Below are 17921 nucleotides of genomic sequence, written 5' to 3' on the forward strand. Positions count from 1 at the left end.
TCGAGTTCGATAGCCGTCGCGCGGTTGCGGCGACGGCCCATCACGATACCCAGCGGGTCGCTCGCGCGGCCAATGCGACAATAGATGTCGCCCACCGCTCCCGCACGAAGGAATGTCGCACTCCCCGATGACCGAGAACATGATCGATCCGGATGAGTTGGCGACCTGTCTGCGGGTACTCGAACGCGCCGGGCAGCTGGAGAAGGAACACCCCGACTCCATCGCCGTGCAGCGCGCCGTCGGGCACATGTTCAAGAAGCTCAAGCACCGCCGTCGCATCGAGGCCAGAGAGCAGATCTCCTCGAACGACCGCGCCGTCATCGCCGCGACCGCGACGGGGTCCCCGCAGCGCATCGACGACGAGACCGCGGGCATCCCGATCAGCTCGTCCGCCTCGGGCGCCAGCGCGGGCACCCTGCTCAAGGCGCGTCCGTGCTACATCTGCAAGCAGAAGTACACCCAGGTCGACGCGTTCTACCACCAGCTGTGCCCCGCGTGCGCCGCCGCGAGCCACACCAAGCGCGACGCCCGCACCGACCTGTCCGGCAAACGCGCCCTGCTCACCGGCGGTCGCGCCAAGATCGGCATGTACATCGCGTTGCGCTTGCTGCGCGACGGTGCGCACACCACTATCACCACCCGCTTCCCCAACGACGCGGTACGCCGCTTCGCCGCCATGGAGGACAGCGCCGACTGGCTGCACCGGCTGCGCATCGTCGGCATCGATCTCCGTGATCCCGCGCAGGTCGTCGCCCTGGCCGACGACGTCGCCGCCCAGGGCCCCCTCGACATCCTGATCAACAACGCGGCCCAGACCGTGCGCCGATCGGCCGGCGCCTACAGCGCCCTGGTCGACGCCGAGACCGCGCCGCTGCCCGCGGGCGTCCTGCCGGAGATGGTCACCTTCGGCAAGACCATGCAGGCCCATCCGACCGCGCTCACCGCCTCGCTCACGCCGTCGCTGTCGGCCGGCGATGTCGCCGAGCTCGCGCTGGTCGCCGGTTCGGCCACCCCGGAGCGGATCGCGGCGGGCGTGGCCATCGACGCCGGTGGTCTGGTTCCCGATCTCGCGCACACCAACAGCTGGGTGCAGACGGTCGGCGAGGTGGAGGCGACCGAACTGCTCGAGGTGCAGCTGTGCAATTCGGTCGCGCCGTTCATCCTGGTGTCGCGGTTGCGTCCGGCGCTGGCCGCCGCGGCGGGCAGGCGCAAGTACGTGGTCAACGTCTCCGCGATGGAAGGCCAGTTCGGCCGCGGCTACAAGGGCCCTGGCCACCCGCACACGAACATGGCCAAGGCCGCGCTCAACATGCTCACCCGCACCAGCGCGCTCGAGATGTTCGAGGCCGACTCGATCCTGATGACCGCGGTCGACACCGGCTGGATCACCGACGAACGCCCGCACTTCACCAAGGTCCGCCTCGCCGAGGAGGGCTTCCACGCCCCGCTCGATCTCGTCGACGGCGCCGCTCGCGTTTACGACCCGATCGTGCAGGGCGAGGACGGCGTCGACCTCTACGGCTGCTTCCTCAAGGATTACCGGCCTTCACCCTGGTGACTCGAGCGATGCCCAACCGGAATGATGATCATGATGCCGCCGGGGGGAACGGTACATATCCTGAATAGGTGCCGTTCCGGGTGCTGGCCGACGTTCTCGCCGTCACCCACGTCGCGTTCATCGCGTACGTGGTCGCCGGCGGATTCCTGGCGTGGCGATGGCCCCGGACGATCGGCCTGCACGTCCTGGCCGTGGCATGGGGTTTCGGCACGATCCTGATCGGCTTCGACTGCCCGCTCACCTACGCCGAGAACTGGGCGCGCAGACAAGCCGGGGTCGGCGAATTGCCCGCCGCGGGATTCATCGACCACTACCTCACCGGGGTGATCTACCCCGACAGCGCACTCGGCGTGGTGCGCGCGCTCGCGGCGCTGGCGGTGCTCGTGTCGTGGCTCGGCTACGCGCGCCTGCACCATCGCCGGCTCAGTTCACGTGCCGTGTGATCTCCTGTGCCACCGCGGCGTGCTGTTCGTCGAGGTAGAAGTGGCCGCCACCGAATGTGCGCATGCTGAACGGCCCGTCGGTGACCGCGCGCCACTGTTCGACCTGCGCCACGGTGGTCGTCGGGTCCTCGGTACTCACCAGCGCGACGACGGGGCAGCTCAGCAGCGGTCCCGGCCGACGCCGATAGGTTTCGACCGCCTGGTAGTCCGCGCGCACGGCGGGCAGCACGAGATCGGCGAGGCCCGGTTCGGTGCGCAGCAGCCGCACCGGTGCCGGGTCGTTGGCCAGCCGCTCCAGATCATCGATGAGCGCGGCGTCCGGCCCTCGGTGTAGCTGTCCGGTTTCGACGAATTCCGGTGCGGGACGGCCGGAGACGATGAGGGCGCGGGGCGGTTGGCCTGCGGCGGCGAGTCGCAGTGCGGTCTCGTAGGCCACGGTCGCGCCCATGCTGTGCCCGAACAGCGCACGGGCCGGTCCCGGCTGACGCGCGATATCGGCGGCGATCCGGTCGGCGAGCAGATGCAGGTCGGTGATCGTCGGGTCGTCGAGCCGATCCTGCCTGCCCGGATACTGCACCGCGGTCACTTCCACGCCGGCGCCGATGTGTCGCGCCAGCTCCCGATAGAAGGTCGCCGATCCCCCGCCGGGCGGGAAACACGTCACACGCCCGCGTGCCGCCGCGTCCGATCGCAGGATCCGAACCCACTCCGTCGCAGCTGTATTCACGCCCACATCACTCTCCTCACCGTCTTCACCACAACTAGGCTGGTCGATGTGACCACCGCGCAGCAGCTCGTCCACGCCTACGAGACGGGACTGGGACTTCCGCCGTCGAGCGATGCCGACGTGCCGGATCCCGGTGCGCGGTTGGCGGCCACCCTACCGGTGTGGGCGCTCGCGGCGGGTTCGGTCGCGGCGGTGAGCGCGGCGGCCGATCGGGTCAGAGTCGCACACGGCCTGCCCGCGCGCCCTGTTCGCCTCGATGCCGACCGGGTGACGGCGGCGTTCAGCAGCGAACGGCTGTTCCGGCGAGCCGGTAGCGCGCCCGCGTTCTTCGCCGAGCTCTCGGGTTTCTTCCCCACCGCCGACGGATGGGTGCGCACCCACGCGAACTACCCACATCACCGGGCACGGTTGCTGCGAGCGCTCGGGCTCCCGGCAGCCGGTGACGCCGCCCAGCTCACCGCCAGGTTGTCCGCGATGAAGGGCGCCGAGATCGAAGACATCGCCGCTACCGCGGGCGCCGTCGCGGTACGAGTCCGTACCGAGGGCGAGTGGGCGGACAGCCCGATGGGCCGCGCGGCCGCCCACGGGTCTGTGGTCGCCGTCGACGCGCGCGACGCGCGCATGCCCACCCCGCCGTGGCCCGGTACGAGCGAGCGCGTCGCCACCGTCGAGCGGCCACTGACCGGCATTCGCGTCCTCGACCTCACCCGCGTCCTCGCGGGCCCGGTGGCCACCCGGACGCTGGCCCTGCTCGGCGCCGATGTGCTGCGCATCGACCCACCACACCTGCCCGAGATCGACTGGCAGTTCTCCGACAACTGCCAGGGCAAGCGCTCGACCTTGCTCGACCTGCGCACCGACCTGGCGACATTCGAGGTTCTCCTCGACCAGGCCGATGTGCTGGTCACCGGCTACCGGCCGGGTGCCCTCGCCGCTGCCGGTGTCCGCGCTGCCGGACGTCCCGGCTTGATCGAGGCCTCGGTCTCGGCCTGGGGTACGAGCGGACCGTGGGGCGAGCGACGAGGTTTCGACAGCATCGTCCAAGCGGTGTCCGGTATCTCGTTGCTCGAGGGAACTCCGGATCGTCCGGGCGCACTGCCCGCCCAGGCACTCGACCACGGGTCGGGCTACCTCATGGCCGCCGCCGTCATGGACGCCCTGCTGGCTCGCGCCGACGACGGGTTCGGGCGCGCCGTCCGAGTTTCCCTGGCGCGCACCGCATCCTGGCTCCTGGCCGCGGGCGAGCGCCGCCCCGGCCATCCCGCGCCGACACCGCCGGATCCGGCTTCGACCGTCACACACAGCGAACTGGTCACGGCCGCACCGGCATTCGCCGACTATGACGATTACCGCTGGCCCGCACCACCCTACGGATCAGCGCAGCCGTTCTGGGTCGAAGCGCCCGATCACTACCACCGCCCGTGACCGGTCTCGGTCACTTCCCCGCGAGCGCCCGGATCGCCACCGCGAGCTGATCACCATCGACAGCCACTTCACCCGGATCCAGCAGCCACAGCATCCCGAGCCCCTGGGCGATCACGAAATACATCCGCCCGATCGCCGCGGCCTGTGCCGCATCGAGCTCGGGGTGGGCCGCCTGCACATGGGCGCCGAGATCGGTGAACGCCCCGGACAGCTGGTCGCCCAGTTGCGCCCGCGCGTCGTCGGAGCGCACGATCCGCACGATGTTCTCCAGGCTGGCCAGCATCGCCTCGTGATTGCCCGCGAACACCTCGGGCATTCCGTTCCACAGCAGCGCGAGCCCCTCCAGCGGTGACTTGCCGGTGCCCGTGGCGATCAGCTCGTCCATCGCATCGCCCATCCCGGTGCCCAGCGCCTCGCTCAACGCCTCGGTGACGAGGCGATCCTTCGACCCGAAGTGGTAACCGATCGCGGCCAGGCTCACCCCCGCCGCGGCGGCGATATCGCGCGCGGTCGCCTTCGCGACGCCGCGCTCGAGAATCACCTTGCGCGCCCCCGCCAGTAGATCTTCTCTGTTTCCCATGCTCGAGAGCCTACTCGATCGTCTTAGACATATGTTCTAGACATTCGTGCCAACCTCTGTTAGACATATGTCTAAGACATTCGTACATCAGACGGGAAACACATCATGAGCAGCACCAGCACCCTCCACGTTCTCGTCTCCGGCGGCGGCATCGCCGGCAACGCGGTCGCCCTCCAGCTGCTGCGCAACGGCATTCGCACCACCGTCGTCGAGCGCGCCGCGGTCCCCCGCCCCGGCGGCCAGGCCGTCGACCTGCGCGGCCCGAGCAAGGAAGCCGCGGAGCGGATGGGCCTGATGGAAGGCATCGCCGAGTACCAGCTCGACGAGCGCGGCATGTCCTACATCGACGGCGACGGCAAGATCTACGCCAGGATGGCGATGGAGGACTTCGACGGGCAGGGCGCCGTCGCCGACATCGAGATCACCCGGGGCGACCTCAATCAGGTGCTCCTCGACGCGCTGGCCACCGCAGCCAACGGCAGGCTGGACTATCGCTACGGCGAATGGATCGACCAGATCGTCCAGGACGACGCCGGGGTGGACGTCACCTTCGCGTCCGGGGCCACCGAGCGGTTCGACCTGGTGATCGGCGCCGACGGCGTCCACTCGGCGACGCGGCGACTGGTTTTCGGACCCGAAGAGCAGTTCAGTACCAATCTCGGCGGCTACGGCGCCTTCTTCACCATGCCCAAGCCCGCCGACGTGGAGCCCGGCTGGTTCAGCATGCGCCTGGTGCCCGGCGCCATGCTCGGGATCCGCCCCGATGCCGACCCGGCGACCGCCAAGGCGATCATCACCATCCGCACCGAGACGGACCCGGCGCTGCGCCGCGACGTCGACGCCCAGCGCGCGCTGATCAGGAAGACGATAGGTGACGCGGGCTGGCATGCTCCCGCTGTCCTCGCGGCGATGGAGTCCACCCCTGACTTCTACTTCGACGAAGTCGCCCGCGTCGACGTTCCCGAGTTGTCCGTCGGCCGCGTGACACTGATCGGCGACGCCGGCTACTGCGGCTCACCGCTGAGCGGCATGGGCACCGCGATGGCCATCGTGGGCGCCTACATCCTGGCCGCCGAGATCGCGGCCACCCCGGCCGATCCGGCCGGCGCGCAGCAGCGCTACCAGGACAAGATCTCGCCGTTCCTCGACAAGGCCAAGGAGATCCCCGGCGGTGGTATGGCGATGATGATCCCGAAGTCCCCGCTATTGACGCGGCTCGCCAAGACGAACGTGCGGCTGATGATGTCGCGCCCGATGCGCCCGCTCACCAAGAAGATCTTCTTCGGCCACACCGAGGAATTCGCCCTCCCGGCCTACTGACCCACCCGCGGACTGGCCGCGGACCTCGACAGGTCCGCGGCTACTCTCGATGACGTGCCGCACAGGATCATCCTCGACGTCGATACCGGGATCGACGACTCGCTGGCCATCCTGTACCTGCTGGCCAGCGACGACGCCGAGATCATCGGCATCGCGGCCACCGCGGGAAACGTGGACGCGGCGCAGGTCGCGGCGAACACCCTGGCGATGCTCGACCTGGGCCGGGCGCCCGAGATCGAGGTGGCGCTCGGTGCGCTCGAACCGCTCGCCATTCCCTTGCGCACCACCGAGGACACCCACGGTCCGCAGGGCCTCGGCTACGCCGAACTGCCCGTGTCGTCGCGTGCGCTGTCGTCCCGGTCCGCCGCGCAGCTCTGGGTGGACCTGGCTCGTGCGGAGCCGGGTGAGGTGACCGGCCTGTGCACCGGCCCGCTCACCAATCTCGCGCTGGCCCTGCGCATCGAACCCGAGCTGCCACGTCTGCTGAACCGTCTCGTCGTCATGGGCGGCGCGTTCAACCACCCCGGCAATACGACGCCGACCAACGAGTGGAACATCCACGTCGACCCCGAAGCGGCCAAGGAGGTGTTCGACGCCTTCTCGGCGGCGCCGCCGGACCGCAGGCCGCTGGTGTGCGCACTGGATATCACCGAGTCCATCGAGATGCTGCCCGAACACCTCGCCGTGCTCTCGCAGGCAGCGCACAGCGCACCGATCGAGCATGTTCGCGCGGGTGATCCCCCCGAATTCCGTTCGGCGGCGAGCAATCCGATCATCCGCTATCTCACCGACGCGGTGCGGTTCTATTTCGACTTCCACCACCAGTACGACCTGGGCTACCTGGCGCACATGCACGACCCGTTCGCCGCCGCGGTGGCACTCGACCCGACCCTGGCGACCACCCGCCCGGCCACCGTCGACGTGGAGCTGGCCGGCACCATCACCCGGGCCACCACCGTCGCCGACTGGGCAGGCATGTGGGGCCGAGAACCCAACGCCGACATCGTGATCGGCACCGACCCCGCCGTTTTCTTCGAACGCCTCGTCACCCGCGTCGGTGCCCTGGCCCGCCGCCTCTACCCGGAGCTGTCATGACCGTAGACACTGTCGCCTACCTCGCCGACTTCCGCGCGCGCTACCAGCTGCCCGCGATCATCGACGTGCACACCCACTTCATGCCCGACCAGGTGATGCGCAAGGTGTGGGCGTATTTCGACACCGCGGGGCCGCTGACGGGCCGACCCTGGCCGATCACCTATCGCGACGACGAACAGGTGCGCCTGAAGACCCTGCGCGACTTCGGCGTCCGGGCGTTCACCTCCCTGGTCTATCCGCACAAGCCGGAGATGGGCGCCTGGCTCAACGACTGGACCGCCGAGTTCGCCGCCCGCACCCCCGACTGCCTGCACACCGCGACCTTCTACCCCGAGCCGGACGCGCCCCGCTACGTCCGCGAGGCCATCGACCGTGGTGCGCGAGTGTTCAAGGTGCACATCCAGGTCGGCGCGTTCTCGCCCCTGGATCCTCTGCTCGACCCGGTCTGGGCGATCCTCGCCGAAACCGGCACACCCGTTCTCATCCACTGCGGGTCGGGCCCGGCCCCCGGCGAATTCACCGGACCCGCACCCATCGCCGAACTCCTCCGGCGCTTCCCGACCCTGCGCTTGATCATCGCGCACATGGGAACTCCCGAGTACAGCGAGTTCCTCGATCTGGCCGAGCAGTACCCGCAGCTCTACCTCGACACCACCATGGTGTGGACCGACTTCAGCGAGGGTGGTGCGCCCTTCCCGCCCGCCGAGCGAGATCGCCTGCGCCGCTTCGCCGATCGGATTCTGTTCGGCAGCGACTTCCCCAATATCCCGTACCCCTACGCCGAGGCCGTCGCCGCGCTGGAACGCCTCGACCTCGGTCCGCAGTGGCTGCGCAAGGTCTGCCACGACAACGCGGCGCGGTTGTTCGAGCTCGACTGATCAGGCGGGGATCTCCATCCCCTCGGCCAGCAGCGGCCAGGAGTTCTTGAACGCCTTCTGCCAGTAGCCCCACGAGTGGGTGCCCTGGGTCGACAGGTCGAAGGTCGCGGGGATGTCCAGTTCTTCCAGGCGATTCTGCAGGTTCTTGGTGCACCAGCGGGTCGTGGCTTCAATGACGCCGCCGACGACGATCTGGTTGGCCAAACCGACCGGACCCCAGGTGACCAGGTGCGAGTCACCGAGCTTGTCGAACTCGCCGGGCAGTCCGTTGCCGTTCGAGACGTAGAGCTTGGTCCCGCGCAGCCCTTCGGCGTTCACGACAGGATCGTTGGCCGCCCAGGCCGGATCACCGGGCGGACCGTACATGTTCGACGCGTCGCCGCCGCCGGTCCCGACCACGACATTGACGAACTGTCTGCCCACCGGGTCGCTGATCTGGGCGCAACCGCTGTAGGCGGCGACCGAGCGGAACAGTCCCGGCTTGGCGATCGCGAGCTGCAGCACGGAGGTGGCCGTCATCGAGTTCGCCGCGATCGCGTTCTTGCCGGTCGTGGCGAACATCGTGTCGACGAGCGTGGGCAGCTCGTCGAGGAAGAAGGTCCGCCACTTGTTCACGCCCAGCATCGGATCCGGCTCGCGCCAGTCGGTGTAGTAGCTCCACGCGCCACCGATCGGCATGACGACGTTGACGTCCTTGCCCGCCAGGAAATCGACGACGTCGGTGTTCTGTTCCCAGGTGGCGGTGTCCTCGCCGCCGCCCGCGCCGTTCACCAGATACAGCGACGGCCGCGGCACCGACGTGTCGGCGGGGCGCTGGACTTCGACCGAGACCTCGCGCCCCATGGCGGCCGAGTGGATCCGTACCGTCACCCGCCGACCGTCGATCGCGGTCACCTCGGCCCGCGAACCGCCGACCGTGACAGTCTGCTCCACCCCCGCAGCAACCGATTCCGGCTCTTGCGCGTGCGCCCCGCCGACGCCGATCATCGAGCCCACCACGACGAGCACCGCCGAAACCGCGCTGCGGCACCTCACCGATCCAACCTCCATGCGAAAACCGACCGCCCAGTGCGGCTCGTCACACTATCGGGCTGGATCACACCATCGTTACCGGTTTCTTACCGATTCGTCACCGAACACAACGTCGATTCGCCGAATCATGCTGCCGCGACGGTGAATCGGGCGCGCCGATGAGCGGGCCGCTCGGCCTCGTCGAGCAATGCCACCGCGAAGTCCTCCAGGGAGATCGTCGAGACACCGTCCGCGTCGACCAGCAGTTCGTCGGCACCGACCCGGTATTCACCGGTGCGCTCGCCCGGAATCAGCTCAGCGGGCGGGCTCAGATAGGTCCAGTCGGCCGTCGCGTCCGCTCGGCACGCGGCGAGTTGATCGGCGCACGCCTGTGCGATCGCGGCGAGTTCGGCCGGGAACTCCGGGGTTCGGCTCAGCGGCGCCCCGGCGCCGGGGACCATCAGCGTCGCCGCGCCACCGACGACCAGCAGCCGCACACCGCCGCGTGCGACGCCGTCGAGCATCGCCGCCGCGACGACAGGCAGTTCGGACTCACGTCCCACCGCCGGCCGCGTTGCCGAGATCACGAGATCGTGCCCGGCACTGATCTTTTCGACGTCGTCGGCTCGGCTCGCATCACCGATCCGTATCCGCACACCCTCCGGAACCGGCATGTCGCGCCGCGACACCGCGGTCACCTCGTGCCCCCGCGACACCGCCTCGGCGACGACCCGACTCCCGACGGTCCCACCAGCTCCGAACACCGCGATCCGCATGACCAATCCTCCTGCACGACAATCCGACTGCCTGACAGAAGGAAATATATCTTAATGTTGACTTAGTTAATGATGACTTATCTCACCCTCGAGATATCAGCGGCCGAGGACCTCGGCGGCGTAGACGGCGAGGCGAACACGGTTGTCGGTGCCGGTCTTGCCGAGCAGGTTGGCGATGTGGGTCTTGACGGTGCTGACACCCAGGTGGAGCCGGTCAGCGATCTCCTGGTTGCCGTACCCCTGGGCGACGAGACGCAGGACGTCGAGCTCCCGCGGCGTCAGATCGGGAGCGGGGACCGGCGCCGACGGTGCCCCGAGCGCCCGGTCGACCAGGCGGCGCAGCAGCGCGGGCGAGAACAACAGATCGCCCTCCACCGTGCGCCGGATCGCGTCGAGCAGCACGGCGGGCTCGGTGTCCTTGACGAAATAGCCCGCGGCCCCGGCGGACAGCGCGGGAAACAGGTGTTCATCGTCGTCGAAAGTGGTCAGCACCAGCACTTTCGCGCGTGGTGCGGTGGCAAGGATCTGCCGGGTCGCCGCGACACCGTCCAGGCCGGGCATCCGCAAGTCCATCACGACCAGGTCGGGGGCCAGTTCGGCGTACAGCCGCACCGCCTCGACGCCGTCGGCCGCCTCCCCGACGACGGCGAGGTCGGTGGTGTCCTCGATGAGCATCCGCAGGCCCGCGCGCACGAGGCGCTGATCGTCCACCAACAGAACTGTGATCACGACAGCCCCACTCCCCTCGCGGTGTCCGGCAGCAGAGCGCGCACAGTCCACTTCTCGTCGCCGTCCACGCCCGTACCGACGGTGAGGGTGCCGCCGGCGAGTTCGGCGCGCTCGCGCATCCCGATGATCCCGTGTCCGGGCGGTGTCGTTACCCCGTTGCGACGGCTGTTGACGACCTCGATCGTGATCCCGTTTTCGCACCTGATGATCGCGAACCGCACCGGCACATCACGATCTGCGTACTTCATCACGTTGGTCAGCGACTCCTGTACCAAACGCAACAGCGTGAGCCTGCTGATCGCGTCGAGTCCGCCGAGGTCGGTGTCGATGTCGGTCACCACGGTGAACCCGGCGGCGCGAACCCGAGTGAGCGCCGCCTCGACCTCGGTCGTGACCGCGTCGGAGTCGACCAAGGCGACGGTACCCAGGGTCGGATCGCGCAGGGCGGCGAGCAATCGGCGAATGTCGGCGAGTGCGTCGGCCGCGGTGTCGCGCACATCGTCGAGCACCGCGACCACGCGCGGATCGGCCTCGCGCACAACATGTCCCGCCACCGAGGTCCGCAGCACGATCGAAGCCATGTGGTGAGCGACCACATCGTGGAGTTCGCGCGCCAGCGCGGCGCGCTCGTCGAGGCGGGTACGTGCTTGCTCCTCCTCGGCGCGCAAGCGCAGATTCTGCGCCAGGTCACGCTGCCCCCGCAGGTACAGCCCGAGCAGCAACGGAAGTCCCACATACGCCGCGGCCTCGACGAGCGTCGACGCCCGCCCGATCGAGTTGTCGTGCAGACCGACCCGCCCGAGCGTCACGGCCGCGACCCAGCCCGCGGTCGCCACCGCGACGGTCGACCACCGGTGCGTGCGCGCCACCACGTCGACCAGGGCCACCGCGCCGAGGTACGGCGCCAGCCCGGACACGCCCCAGGCGTCGGTGCGCAGCATCGGCACGGCCAGCGCCGACAGCGCGAGCGACACCGCGAGCGGCCACCGAGCGCCTGCGAGGAAAACCACGGCCGCGGTCATCGCCAACAGCCAGTAGTGCGGTGGCACGCGGTACTGGCCCGGGTAGGTGCTGGCCAGCAGCAACACCGGGATCAGCACCAGCGGCAGCCACCGCAGCAGCCCCCGCCAGTCGCGGTGGGCGCGGATCTCGATCACGCACCCACGGTAAGCGACCGCGCGGTTCGGACCGCGCGAGTAGTCGGTCGGCGCGTCTGTGCGGGAGCGGTGGGATCCGAACAGGCGCTCGATCCCCCGGTCCTTTCGGGATCAACTGCCGCTACCAGGCGACCCGCGTGTGCGCAAGGGCCGCGCGGGTCGAATCCTGCTGCCCGGGTCGGGCCGTTCGGCGGAGTCCCCGCCGCCACGGCCGAACGAAGCTGGAGGTTCCCGCACAGAAGGAGCACACGTGGTCTCGCGACGAGGATTTCTCACCGGGCTCGCCCTCGCACCGGTGGCGTACGCGGCCGGGTGTTCGATCCGACCCTCGGCACCCGGTCCGGCAACCGGCTCGACCCGGCCGCTGCCGATCCCACCGCTGGCCGCGTCCACCGTCGGCGCGGACGGCATCCGCCGATTCACGCTGCGGGCACAGGCGGGCACGACCGAGATGATCCGGGGCAAGCAGACCCCGACATGGGGCTACAGCGGTTCCGTCCTCGGCCCCACCGTGCGGGCTCGACGCGGCGAGGAGGTCGCCTTCACCATCACCAACGACCTCCCCGAGCCCACCTCGGTGCACTGGCACGGCATGCACCTGCCCGCGAAGTTCGACGGTGGCCCCCATCAGATGATCGCGCCGGGCGGGATGTGGACGCCGAACTGGACGGTGCGGCAGCAGGCTGCGACGCTCTGGTACCACCCACATCCGCACGGCGCGACCGAAAAGCATGTCCAGCGTGGCCTTTCCGGCTTCTTCCTGATCGACGACGACGCGTCGGACGCCCTGAATCTCCCCCGAGACTATGGTGTCGACGACATTCCGCTGGTGATCCAGGACCGCCGGTTCACCGCCGACGGCACCCTCGACGAATCCGACGCCACCGATGTCGGCCTGCTCGGCGACACGATCGTCACCAACGGCATCGCGAACGCCCATCTGTCCGTCACCACCGAGCGGGTCCGGTTGCGGATTCTCAACGGCTCGTCGGGCCGCCTCTACCAGCTCGCCTTCGGCGACGGCAGAACTTTCCAGCTCATCGCCACCGACGGCGGTCTGCTCCCGGAACCTGTTGCGCTGAACCGGATTCAGCTCAGCCCTGGCGAGCGTGCCGAGCTGGTGGTCGCCCTCGGTCCGGGCGAGAACGTCACGTTACGCTCGCTGCCGATCACCGAGCGCGCGGGTATCGACCGCGCGGGCGAGTTCGGCTTCGACGACACCTTCGACATCCTGGCACTGCGTGGCGCCGCAGCCCTGCGACCTTCGGCCGCGATGCCGACGGCGCTGATTCCGATGCCCGCCCTCGCCGCCGCGACCACCCCACCGACCCGTTCGTTCGACCTCCAGTGGTTCATGATCAACAACCGCCGGATGGACATGAACCGCATCGACATGACCGTCCCCGTCGACACCACCGAAGTCTGGACGGTCCGCAACAAGGACAACTGGCCGCACAACTTCCACGTCCACGACGTCCAGTTCCAGATCGTGGCAGTCAACGGAACACCGCCTCCCCCAGCGCTTTCCGGCTGGAAGGACACCGTCTACACCGTCCCGGGCACCACCTACACCCTGGCCATGCATTTCGCCGACCACACCGACCCCACCTATCCGTACATGTACCACTGCCACCTGCTCCACCACGAAGACCAGGGCATGATGGGCCAATTCCTGGTGCTGGCGCCCGGGCAGCGACCCGCACCTGCCCCGATGGACATGGGAGCCATGGATCACGGCGGATCGTGACTACAGTCGAGTGATGGGCATCGAGTGTTCTGACATCGTTGCAACACCCCGGGCCGACGTGTTCGCCTGGTTCGCCCGTCGCGGTGCGTTCACGCGATTGGCGCCACCGTGGCAGCCGGTCACCCTGATCGCCGAGGCCGATTCGCTGGCCACCGGGCGAGCGGTGCTCGGCCTGCCCGGAGGGCTGCGCTGGATCGCTCAACACGACCCCGAGCAGTATCGGCCGCCCGAGCGGTTCGCCGACGCCGTCGCGGCGGGCGGACCGGCCTCGTTGCCGGTCTCCCGGCTGTTGCCGTGGCAGCACGTCCACGAGTTCGCCGAGGTCGACGACACGCACACCCGCGTCATCGATCGGGTGCGGACCCCGATTCCGGAGTCGGTGTTGCGGCCGATGTTCGACTACCGCTATCGCCAGCTCACCGATGATCTGGCGAGCCACCGCCGTGCGGCGGAGTCCGGCCTACCACCGACGACGGTCGCGATGACCGGCGCGTCGGGGCTGGTCGGCTCCGCGCTGAGCGCCTTCCTCAGCACCGGCGGGCACCGCGTGGTGCGGTTGGTCCGTCATCCGGCGCGTCATCCCGACGAACGACAATGGGATCCCGCCGCGCCCGCCGCCGACCTGCTCGCCGACATCGATGCCGTGGTGCATCTGGCCGGGGCGTCCATCGCGGGCCGATTCACCGCCGCGCACCGGCGTGCGGTGGCCGACAGCCGCATCGAGCCGACCCGGCGGCTCGCCGAGCTGGCCGCGGCCTCGGGCGTCGACACCTTCGTCAGCGCTTCCGCCATCGGCTACTACGGCTATGACCGGGGCGAGCAGGCACTGACCGAGAAGTCCGAGCGCGGCGACGGATTCCTCGCCGATGTGGTCGAACGATGGGAGGACGCGTGTGAGCCCGCCGCGGTAGGTGGGGTCCGCGTCGTGCGGGTGCGCACCGGCATCGTGCAGTCGCCGCGTGGGGGCACCCTGCGATTGCTGCGGCCGTTGTTCGGCGCCGGTCTCGGCGGGCGGATCGGGGACGGCCGCCAGTGGTTGTCGTGGATCGGTATCGACGATCTCGTCGATGTCTACCATCGCGCTCTCTGGGACGGCACGCTGGCCGGCCCCGTCAATGCCGTGGCGCCACAGCCGGTTCGCAACAGCGAGTACACCCGTGTGCTGGCCCGAGTGCTGCATCGCCCGGCGCTGCTGCCGGTCCCGAGCTTCGGTCCGGCGGTCCTGCTGGGCAAGCAGGGTGCGCGCGAACTCGCCGAGGCCAGTCAGCGGGTGATGCCGACCCAGCTGTTGAAGGCCGGGCACATCTTCCGGACCGAGGATGTGGAGCAGACGCTGCGGCACCTGCTCGGGCGGACCGCGAGCTGACGCGTTCCGGCGCCGGTCGTCACGAGCGGGCGATGCGCGTCAACGGGTTCGAACGCATCAGCCGTGCATCGTTCACTGGCGACTCCGTCAGATTTCACGGTTGTGCGCAACGGGAAAGACGGCCGATCGGCGACGCCGATACGGAAACACGGTGTACCCGAAGGCCATTCAGCGCAGCGCGTCGACCGCGGCCGCCAGGCTGCCGATTCGCTCCACGGTGTCGGGCAGCAGCACGGCCTCCCAGCCCGGCCCGCCGACGAGCACCCGGGCACCGGCTCCCGAGCAGGCCAGCACCGCCGAGGTCAACGCCGTCGACTCACGTTGTGACCACAGCAGCACCGAGGCCTCGTTCGCATGCCGGGCGAGCGCATCGGACAACGCGACCGTCGGCACATCAGCGCCCAGCATGCGCGCACCGACCCCGGCCTGCGCCAAGGCGGCACGCAGCACGTCGAGCGGGAGCGAATGCGTTTCGCCGCTCGTACACGCGAGCAGCACCGGCGCGCTGCTCCGCGCCGGCTTCACCTGCTGCATGACCGCCGCGATCGACCACGACAGCAGGTGTTCGACATCGATGCATCCCTCGCCGCCGCCCTGGCGCGCGACGATATCGGTGAAAGCGGGGCGGCACAGGCTCTCCCAGGTCTGTACGACGCCATGAGCCCGCACATGGGCGTCCAGATGGGCGCAGACGGTGGTGGTATCGAGCGCGAACGCCGCGTCGAGCAGGCTTGCGCGGTCACCGAGGACCGGGGCAGGCCCACGGGCCGCCGCCGCGGCTCCGGCGGGACTCGCGCCCCCGGAGATCAGCTCGAGCATGTTCTCGAGCACGGCGATATCGGTGTCGGTGTAGAGCCGATGGCGGCCCGGCCGGTCCTGGGCGGGACCGATGCCGTAGCGGCGATTCCAGCTCCGCAGGGTCGCGGTCGGGATGCCGAGACGGTCGGCCACCGCGCGCACCGTGAATCCGGCCGCGGCGGAGACAGGAGCAGAACCGGCGGGCATCGCCTCATTCTGCCCGGAACGCCCCGACCGGCGCGTCACGGCCCGGCCTCCGCGCGTCGGCGCCAGGTCCTACCCGTCGAACCGGCAACCCGTCGAACCGCGCATATCATGCATCAATAGTGCATCAATTGCTGTTAGCATGGAAGAACACCGACTACCGCGAGGAGTTTCCTGTGCGCACCCGATTCGGCCCGTGGACCACCGCCTTGCTGATCGTCGCCGGCCTCTGCGCGGCAGGCTCCGGTACCGCGGCCGCCGAGCCACCCGCACCGGTGCCGAGTCTCGACCTCGACCGCTATCTCGGCGATTGGCATCAACTCGCGGCAATACCGCAGGTGTTCAACCTCAATTGCGCACGCGACACCTCCGCGAACTACAGCCTCGACGCGCGCGGCGACATCGCCGTCCACAATCGTTGCCACACCTGGAGCGGCGGCGTCGACGAGATCCGCGGTACCGCGATCGTCAACGACCCGGTCACCAACGCGCAGCTGCACGTGAGCTTTCCGGGCGTCATCGGCCAGGACGGGCGCGAGGGACCGACCAACTACCTGGTGACCGCGCTCGGACCGGACTACTCGTGGGCCCTGGTCACGTCACCGAGCAGGCTGTCGGGTTTCGTCCTCTCCCGCACCCCGGCCCTGGACGAGAGCACCTGGCAGCGGATCGACGAGGCGATCAGGATCGCGGGCCAGGACCCGTGCGTCTACCTCACCTCACCCACCACCGGCGGCCGCGAGGGTGTGCTGCCCCTCTGCGCACGATGAGCGTCGCGATCGCTCTGTTCACCCGTGACCTGCGCGTTCACGACAATCCGGTGCTCACCGCGGCCGCGCGCGAGGCCGAGCGCGTGGTTCCGCTGTTCGTCGTCGACGAGGTGCTGGTGCCCGATCGCTGTCCGCCCAATCGCGCGCACTTCCTCGCCGCCGCCCTCGCCGAACTCGACAAGGAGCTGCGCGCCCTCGGCGGCACACTCGTCGTGCGCCGTGGCGCGGTGACCGAGGTGCTCGACAGGGTGATCGAGGAGACCGGCGCCACAAGCGTGCACCTGGCCGAGGATGTCAGCCGCTACAGCAGGCAGCGCGAGCAGGCGTTGCGCCGCAATCCGGACATCGCCGTGCACTGCCACTCCGGTTCTGTCACAGCCACATCCGCCGAACTGGTGCCGTCGACCGGTCGCGATCACTTCGCCGTCTTCACCCCCTACTTCCGGCGCTGGAGCGCGGCCCACCGCCGCACCCCGCTACCCGCGCCCCGGTCGCTGTCGGTGCCACCGATCCGGAGCGAGCCGTTGCCTCGGCCTGCGGATCTCGGTTCCGGGCAGCCCTCGCCACAGTTGCGGGTCGGCGGGGAGTCCACCGGACGTGCGCTACTGCACGACTGGCTCGACGGCCCGATCGCCGACTATGCCCGCGACAACGACGATCTCGCCGCCGACGCCACCTCCCGGCTCTCGCCGTACCTGCACTTCGGGTGCCTGTCCCCCACCGAGGTGGTGCGCCGGGTCGATACGGCCGACGAGGGCGGCCTCGCCTTCGTCCGGCAGCTGGCCTGGCGCGACTTCCACCACCAAGTCCTCGCCGCCCGCCCCGATGCCGCCTGGTCGGACTACCGCACGCGGGCGACCGCGGGCCCCGACGACGAACAGGCCGTCACGGCGTGGCGAGACGGGCGCACCGGCTACCCGATCGTCGACGCGGGCATGCGACAGCTGCGCGCCGAAGGCTGGATGCCGGGGCGAGCGCGGTTGATCGCGGCCAGCTTCCTCGCCAAATCGCTGCGCCAGGATTGGCGGGTCGGCGCGGCGCATTTCCTGCGCTGGCTCGTCGATGCCGACCTCGCCAACAATCAGCTCAACTGGCAGTGGGTCGCCGGCACCGGCACCGACACCCGGCCCAACCGGGTACTCAATCCGCTGCGCCAGGCCGACCGCTACGACCCCGACGGCGTGTATGTGCGGCGGTGGCTGCCCGAACTGGCGCAGCTACCCGGCGCGAGCATTCACCGACCGTGGCGCGCGGCCATCGACCCGCGGGACTATCCCGCACCGATCATCGACTGCGTGGGCAGCTAGACCGATGAGTTGGGGCTGCGGAGGTCGTCT

At 69.4% G+C, this 17921-nt stretch carries 17 protein-coding genes; 10 read left to right on the top strand and 7 right to left on the bottom strand.

Annotated features, from left to right (window positions below):
* The first annotated feature begins 127 nt into the window (after positions 1-127).
* Together ACFWFP_RS09240 and ACFWFP_RS09245 are read left to right on the top strand one after the other, a co-directional pair.
* Positions 128-1558 (top strand): SDR family NAD(P)-dependent oxidoreductase, encoded by a 1431-nt coding sequence (locus ACFWFP_RS09240; RefSeq protein ID WP_379294218.1) that lies wholly within the window; start codon positions 128-130, stop codon positions 1556-1558.
* 68 nt (positions 1559-1626) lie between these two features.
* Entirely contained in the window at positions 1627-2001 is a 375-nt protein-coding gene (locus tag ACFWFP_RS09245) for a DUF2784 domain-containing protein (RefSeq protein WP_379294219.1), read from the top strand.
* On the opposite strand, the gene ACFWFP_RS09250 is transcribed toward ACFWFP_RS09245, so the two are convergent.
* Positions 1982-2728, bottom strand: a complete 747-nt coding sequence (locus tag ACFWFP_RS09250; RefSeq protein WP_379294220.1) for a thioesterase II family protein — start codon at positions 2726-2728, stop codon at positions 1982-1984. The genes ACFWFP_RS09245 and ACFWFP_RS09250 overlap by 20 nt on opposite strands.
* A 48-nt stretch (positions 2729-2776) precedes the next feature.
* Between ACFWFP_RS09250 and ACFWFP_RS09255 the strand changes: the two genes are divergently transcribed.
* The gene (locus tag ACFWFP_RS09255; RefSeq protein ID WP_379294221.1) at positions 2777-4153 is read left to right on the top strand and encodes a CoA transferase; all 1377 of its coding nucleotides are present in this window, start codon (positions 2777-2779) and stop codon (positions 4151-4153) included.
* Between the two features lie 10 nt (positions 4154-4163).
* Here the strand turns inward: ACFWFP_RS09255 and ACFWFP_RS09260 are convergent, their stop codons facing one another.
* Positions 4164-4733 carry a TetR family transcriptional regulator gene (locus tag ACFWFP_RS09260; RefSeq protein WP_379294222.1) on the bottom strand — a complete coding sequence of 190 codons (570 nt, stop codon included), beginning with the start codon at positions 4731-4733 and terminating at the stop codon, positions 4164-4166.
* A 105-nt stretch (positions 4734-4838) separates the two neighbouring features.
* Here ACFWFP_RS09260 and ACFWFP_RS09265 point away from each other — a divergent pair, with 105 nt between their 5' ends.
* The 3 genes from ACFWFP_RS09265 to ACFWFP_RS09275 are packed head-to-tail and all read left to right on the top strand — an operon-like array spanning position 4839 to position 8026.
* Positions 4839-6053 (top strand): FAD-dependent monooxygenase, encoded by a 1215-nt coding sequence (locus ACFWFP_RS09265; RefSeq protein WP_379294223.1) that lies wholly within the window; start codon positions 4839-4841, stop codon positions 6051-6053.
* Between the two features lie 54 nt (positions 6054-6107).
* Positions 6108-7148: a nucleoside hydrolase gene (locus ACFWFP_RS09270; RefSeq protein ID WP_379294224.1), complete on the top strand. Its 1041-nt coding sequence runs from the start codon at positions 6108-6110 to the stop codon at positions 7146-7148.
* Positions 7145-8026, top strand: a complete 882-nt coding sequence (locus ACFWFP_RS09275; RefSeq protein WP_379294225.1) for an amidohydrolase family protein — start codon at positions 7145-7147, stop codon at positions 8024-8026. Before ACFWFP_RS09270 ends, ACFWFP_RS09275 begins: the two co-directional genes overlap by 4 nt.
* Here ACFWFP_RS09275 and ACFWFP_RS09280 read toward each other — a convergent pair whose 3' ends face one another.
* The 4 genes from ACFWFP_RS09280 to ACFWFP_RS09295 all read right to left on the bottom strand — a co-directional run bounded on the left by ACFWFP_RS09280 (position 8027) and on the right by ACFWFP_RS09295 (position 11699).
* Positions 8027-9076, bottom strand: coding sequence for an alpha/beta hydrolase (locus tag ACFWFP_RS09280; protein WP_379294226.1), 1050 nt, complete (start codon positions 9074-9076; stop codon positions 8027-8029).
* A 107-nt stretch (positions 9077-9183) separates the two neighbouring features.
* Positions 9184-9813 (bottom strand): NAD(P)-dependent oxidoreductase, encoded by a 630-nt coding sequence (locus ACFWFP_RS09285; RefSeq protein WP_379294227.1) that lies wholly within the window; start codon positions 9811-9813, stop codon positions 9184-9186.
* A gap of 96 nt (positions 9814-9909) precedes the next feature.
* Positions 9910-10542: a response regulator gene (locus ACFWFP_RS09290; protein WP_379294228.1), complete on the bottom strand. Its 633-nt coding sequence runs from the start codon at positions 10540-10542 to the stop codon at positions 9910-9912.
* Positions 10539-11699: a sensor histidine kinase gene (locus ACFWFP_RS09295; protein ID WP_379294229.1), complete on the bottom strand. Its 1161-nt coding sequence runs from the start codon at positions 11697-11699 to the stop codon at positions 10539-10541. The genes ACFWFP_RS09290 and ACFWFP_RS09295 overlap by 4 nt, the downstream gene beginning before the upstream one ends.
* 250 nt (positions 11700-11949) lie before the next feature.
* Between ACFWFP_RS09295 and ACFWFP_RS09300 the strand changes: the two genes are divergently transcribed.
* Both ACFWFP_RS09300 and ACFWFP_RS09305 read left to right on the top strand, forming a co-directional pair.
* Positions 11950-13446 (top strand): multicopper oxidase family protein, encoded by a 1497-nt coding sequence (locus tag ACFWFP_RS09300; RefSeq protein WP_379294230.1) that lies wholly within the window; start codon positions 11950-11952, stop codon positions 13444-13446.
* 13 nt (positions 13447-13459) lie between these two features.
* Positions 13460-14812 (top strand): TIGR01777 family oxidoreductase, encoded by a 1353-nt coding sequence (locus tag ACFWFP_RS09305; RefSeq protein WP_379294231.1) that lies wholly within the window; start codon positions 13460-13462, stop codon positions 14810-14812.
* Between the two features lie 168 nt (positions 14813-14980).
* Here the strand turns inward: ACFWFP_RS09305 and ACFWFP_RS09310 are convergent, their stop codons facing one another.
* Positions 14981-15817 (bottom strand): MerR family transcriptional regulator, encoded by an 837-nt coding sequence (locus ACFWFP_RS09310; RefSeq protein WP_379294232.1) that lies wholly within the window; start codon positions 15815-15817, stop codon positions 14981-14983.
* A gap of 173 nt (positions 15818-15990) precedes the next feature.
* Between ACFWFP_RS09310 and ACFWFP_RS09315 the strand changes: the two genes are divergently transcribed.
* Positions 15991-16584: a lipocalin family protein gene (locus tag ACFWFP_RS09315; protein ID WP_379294233.1), complete on the top strand. Its 594-nt coding sequence runs from the start codon at positions 15991-15993 to the stop codon at positions 16582-16584.
* On the top strand, positions 16581-17891 hold the full coding sequence (locus tag ACFWFP_RS09320) for a cryptochrome/photolyase family protein (RefSeq protein WP_379294234.1): 1311 nt from the start codon (positions 16581-16583) through the stop codon (positions 17889-17891). Before ACFWFP_RS09315 ends, ACFWFP_RS09320 begins: the two co-directional genes overlap by 4 nt.
* Positions 17892-17921: the final 30 nt, after the last annotated feature.

This window comes from Nocardia sp. NPDC060249 (assembly GCF_042728755.1).
Taxonomy (GTDB): domain Bacteria; phylum Actinomycetota; class Actinomycetes; order Mycobacteriales; family Mycobacteriaceae; genus Nocardia.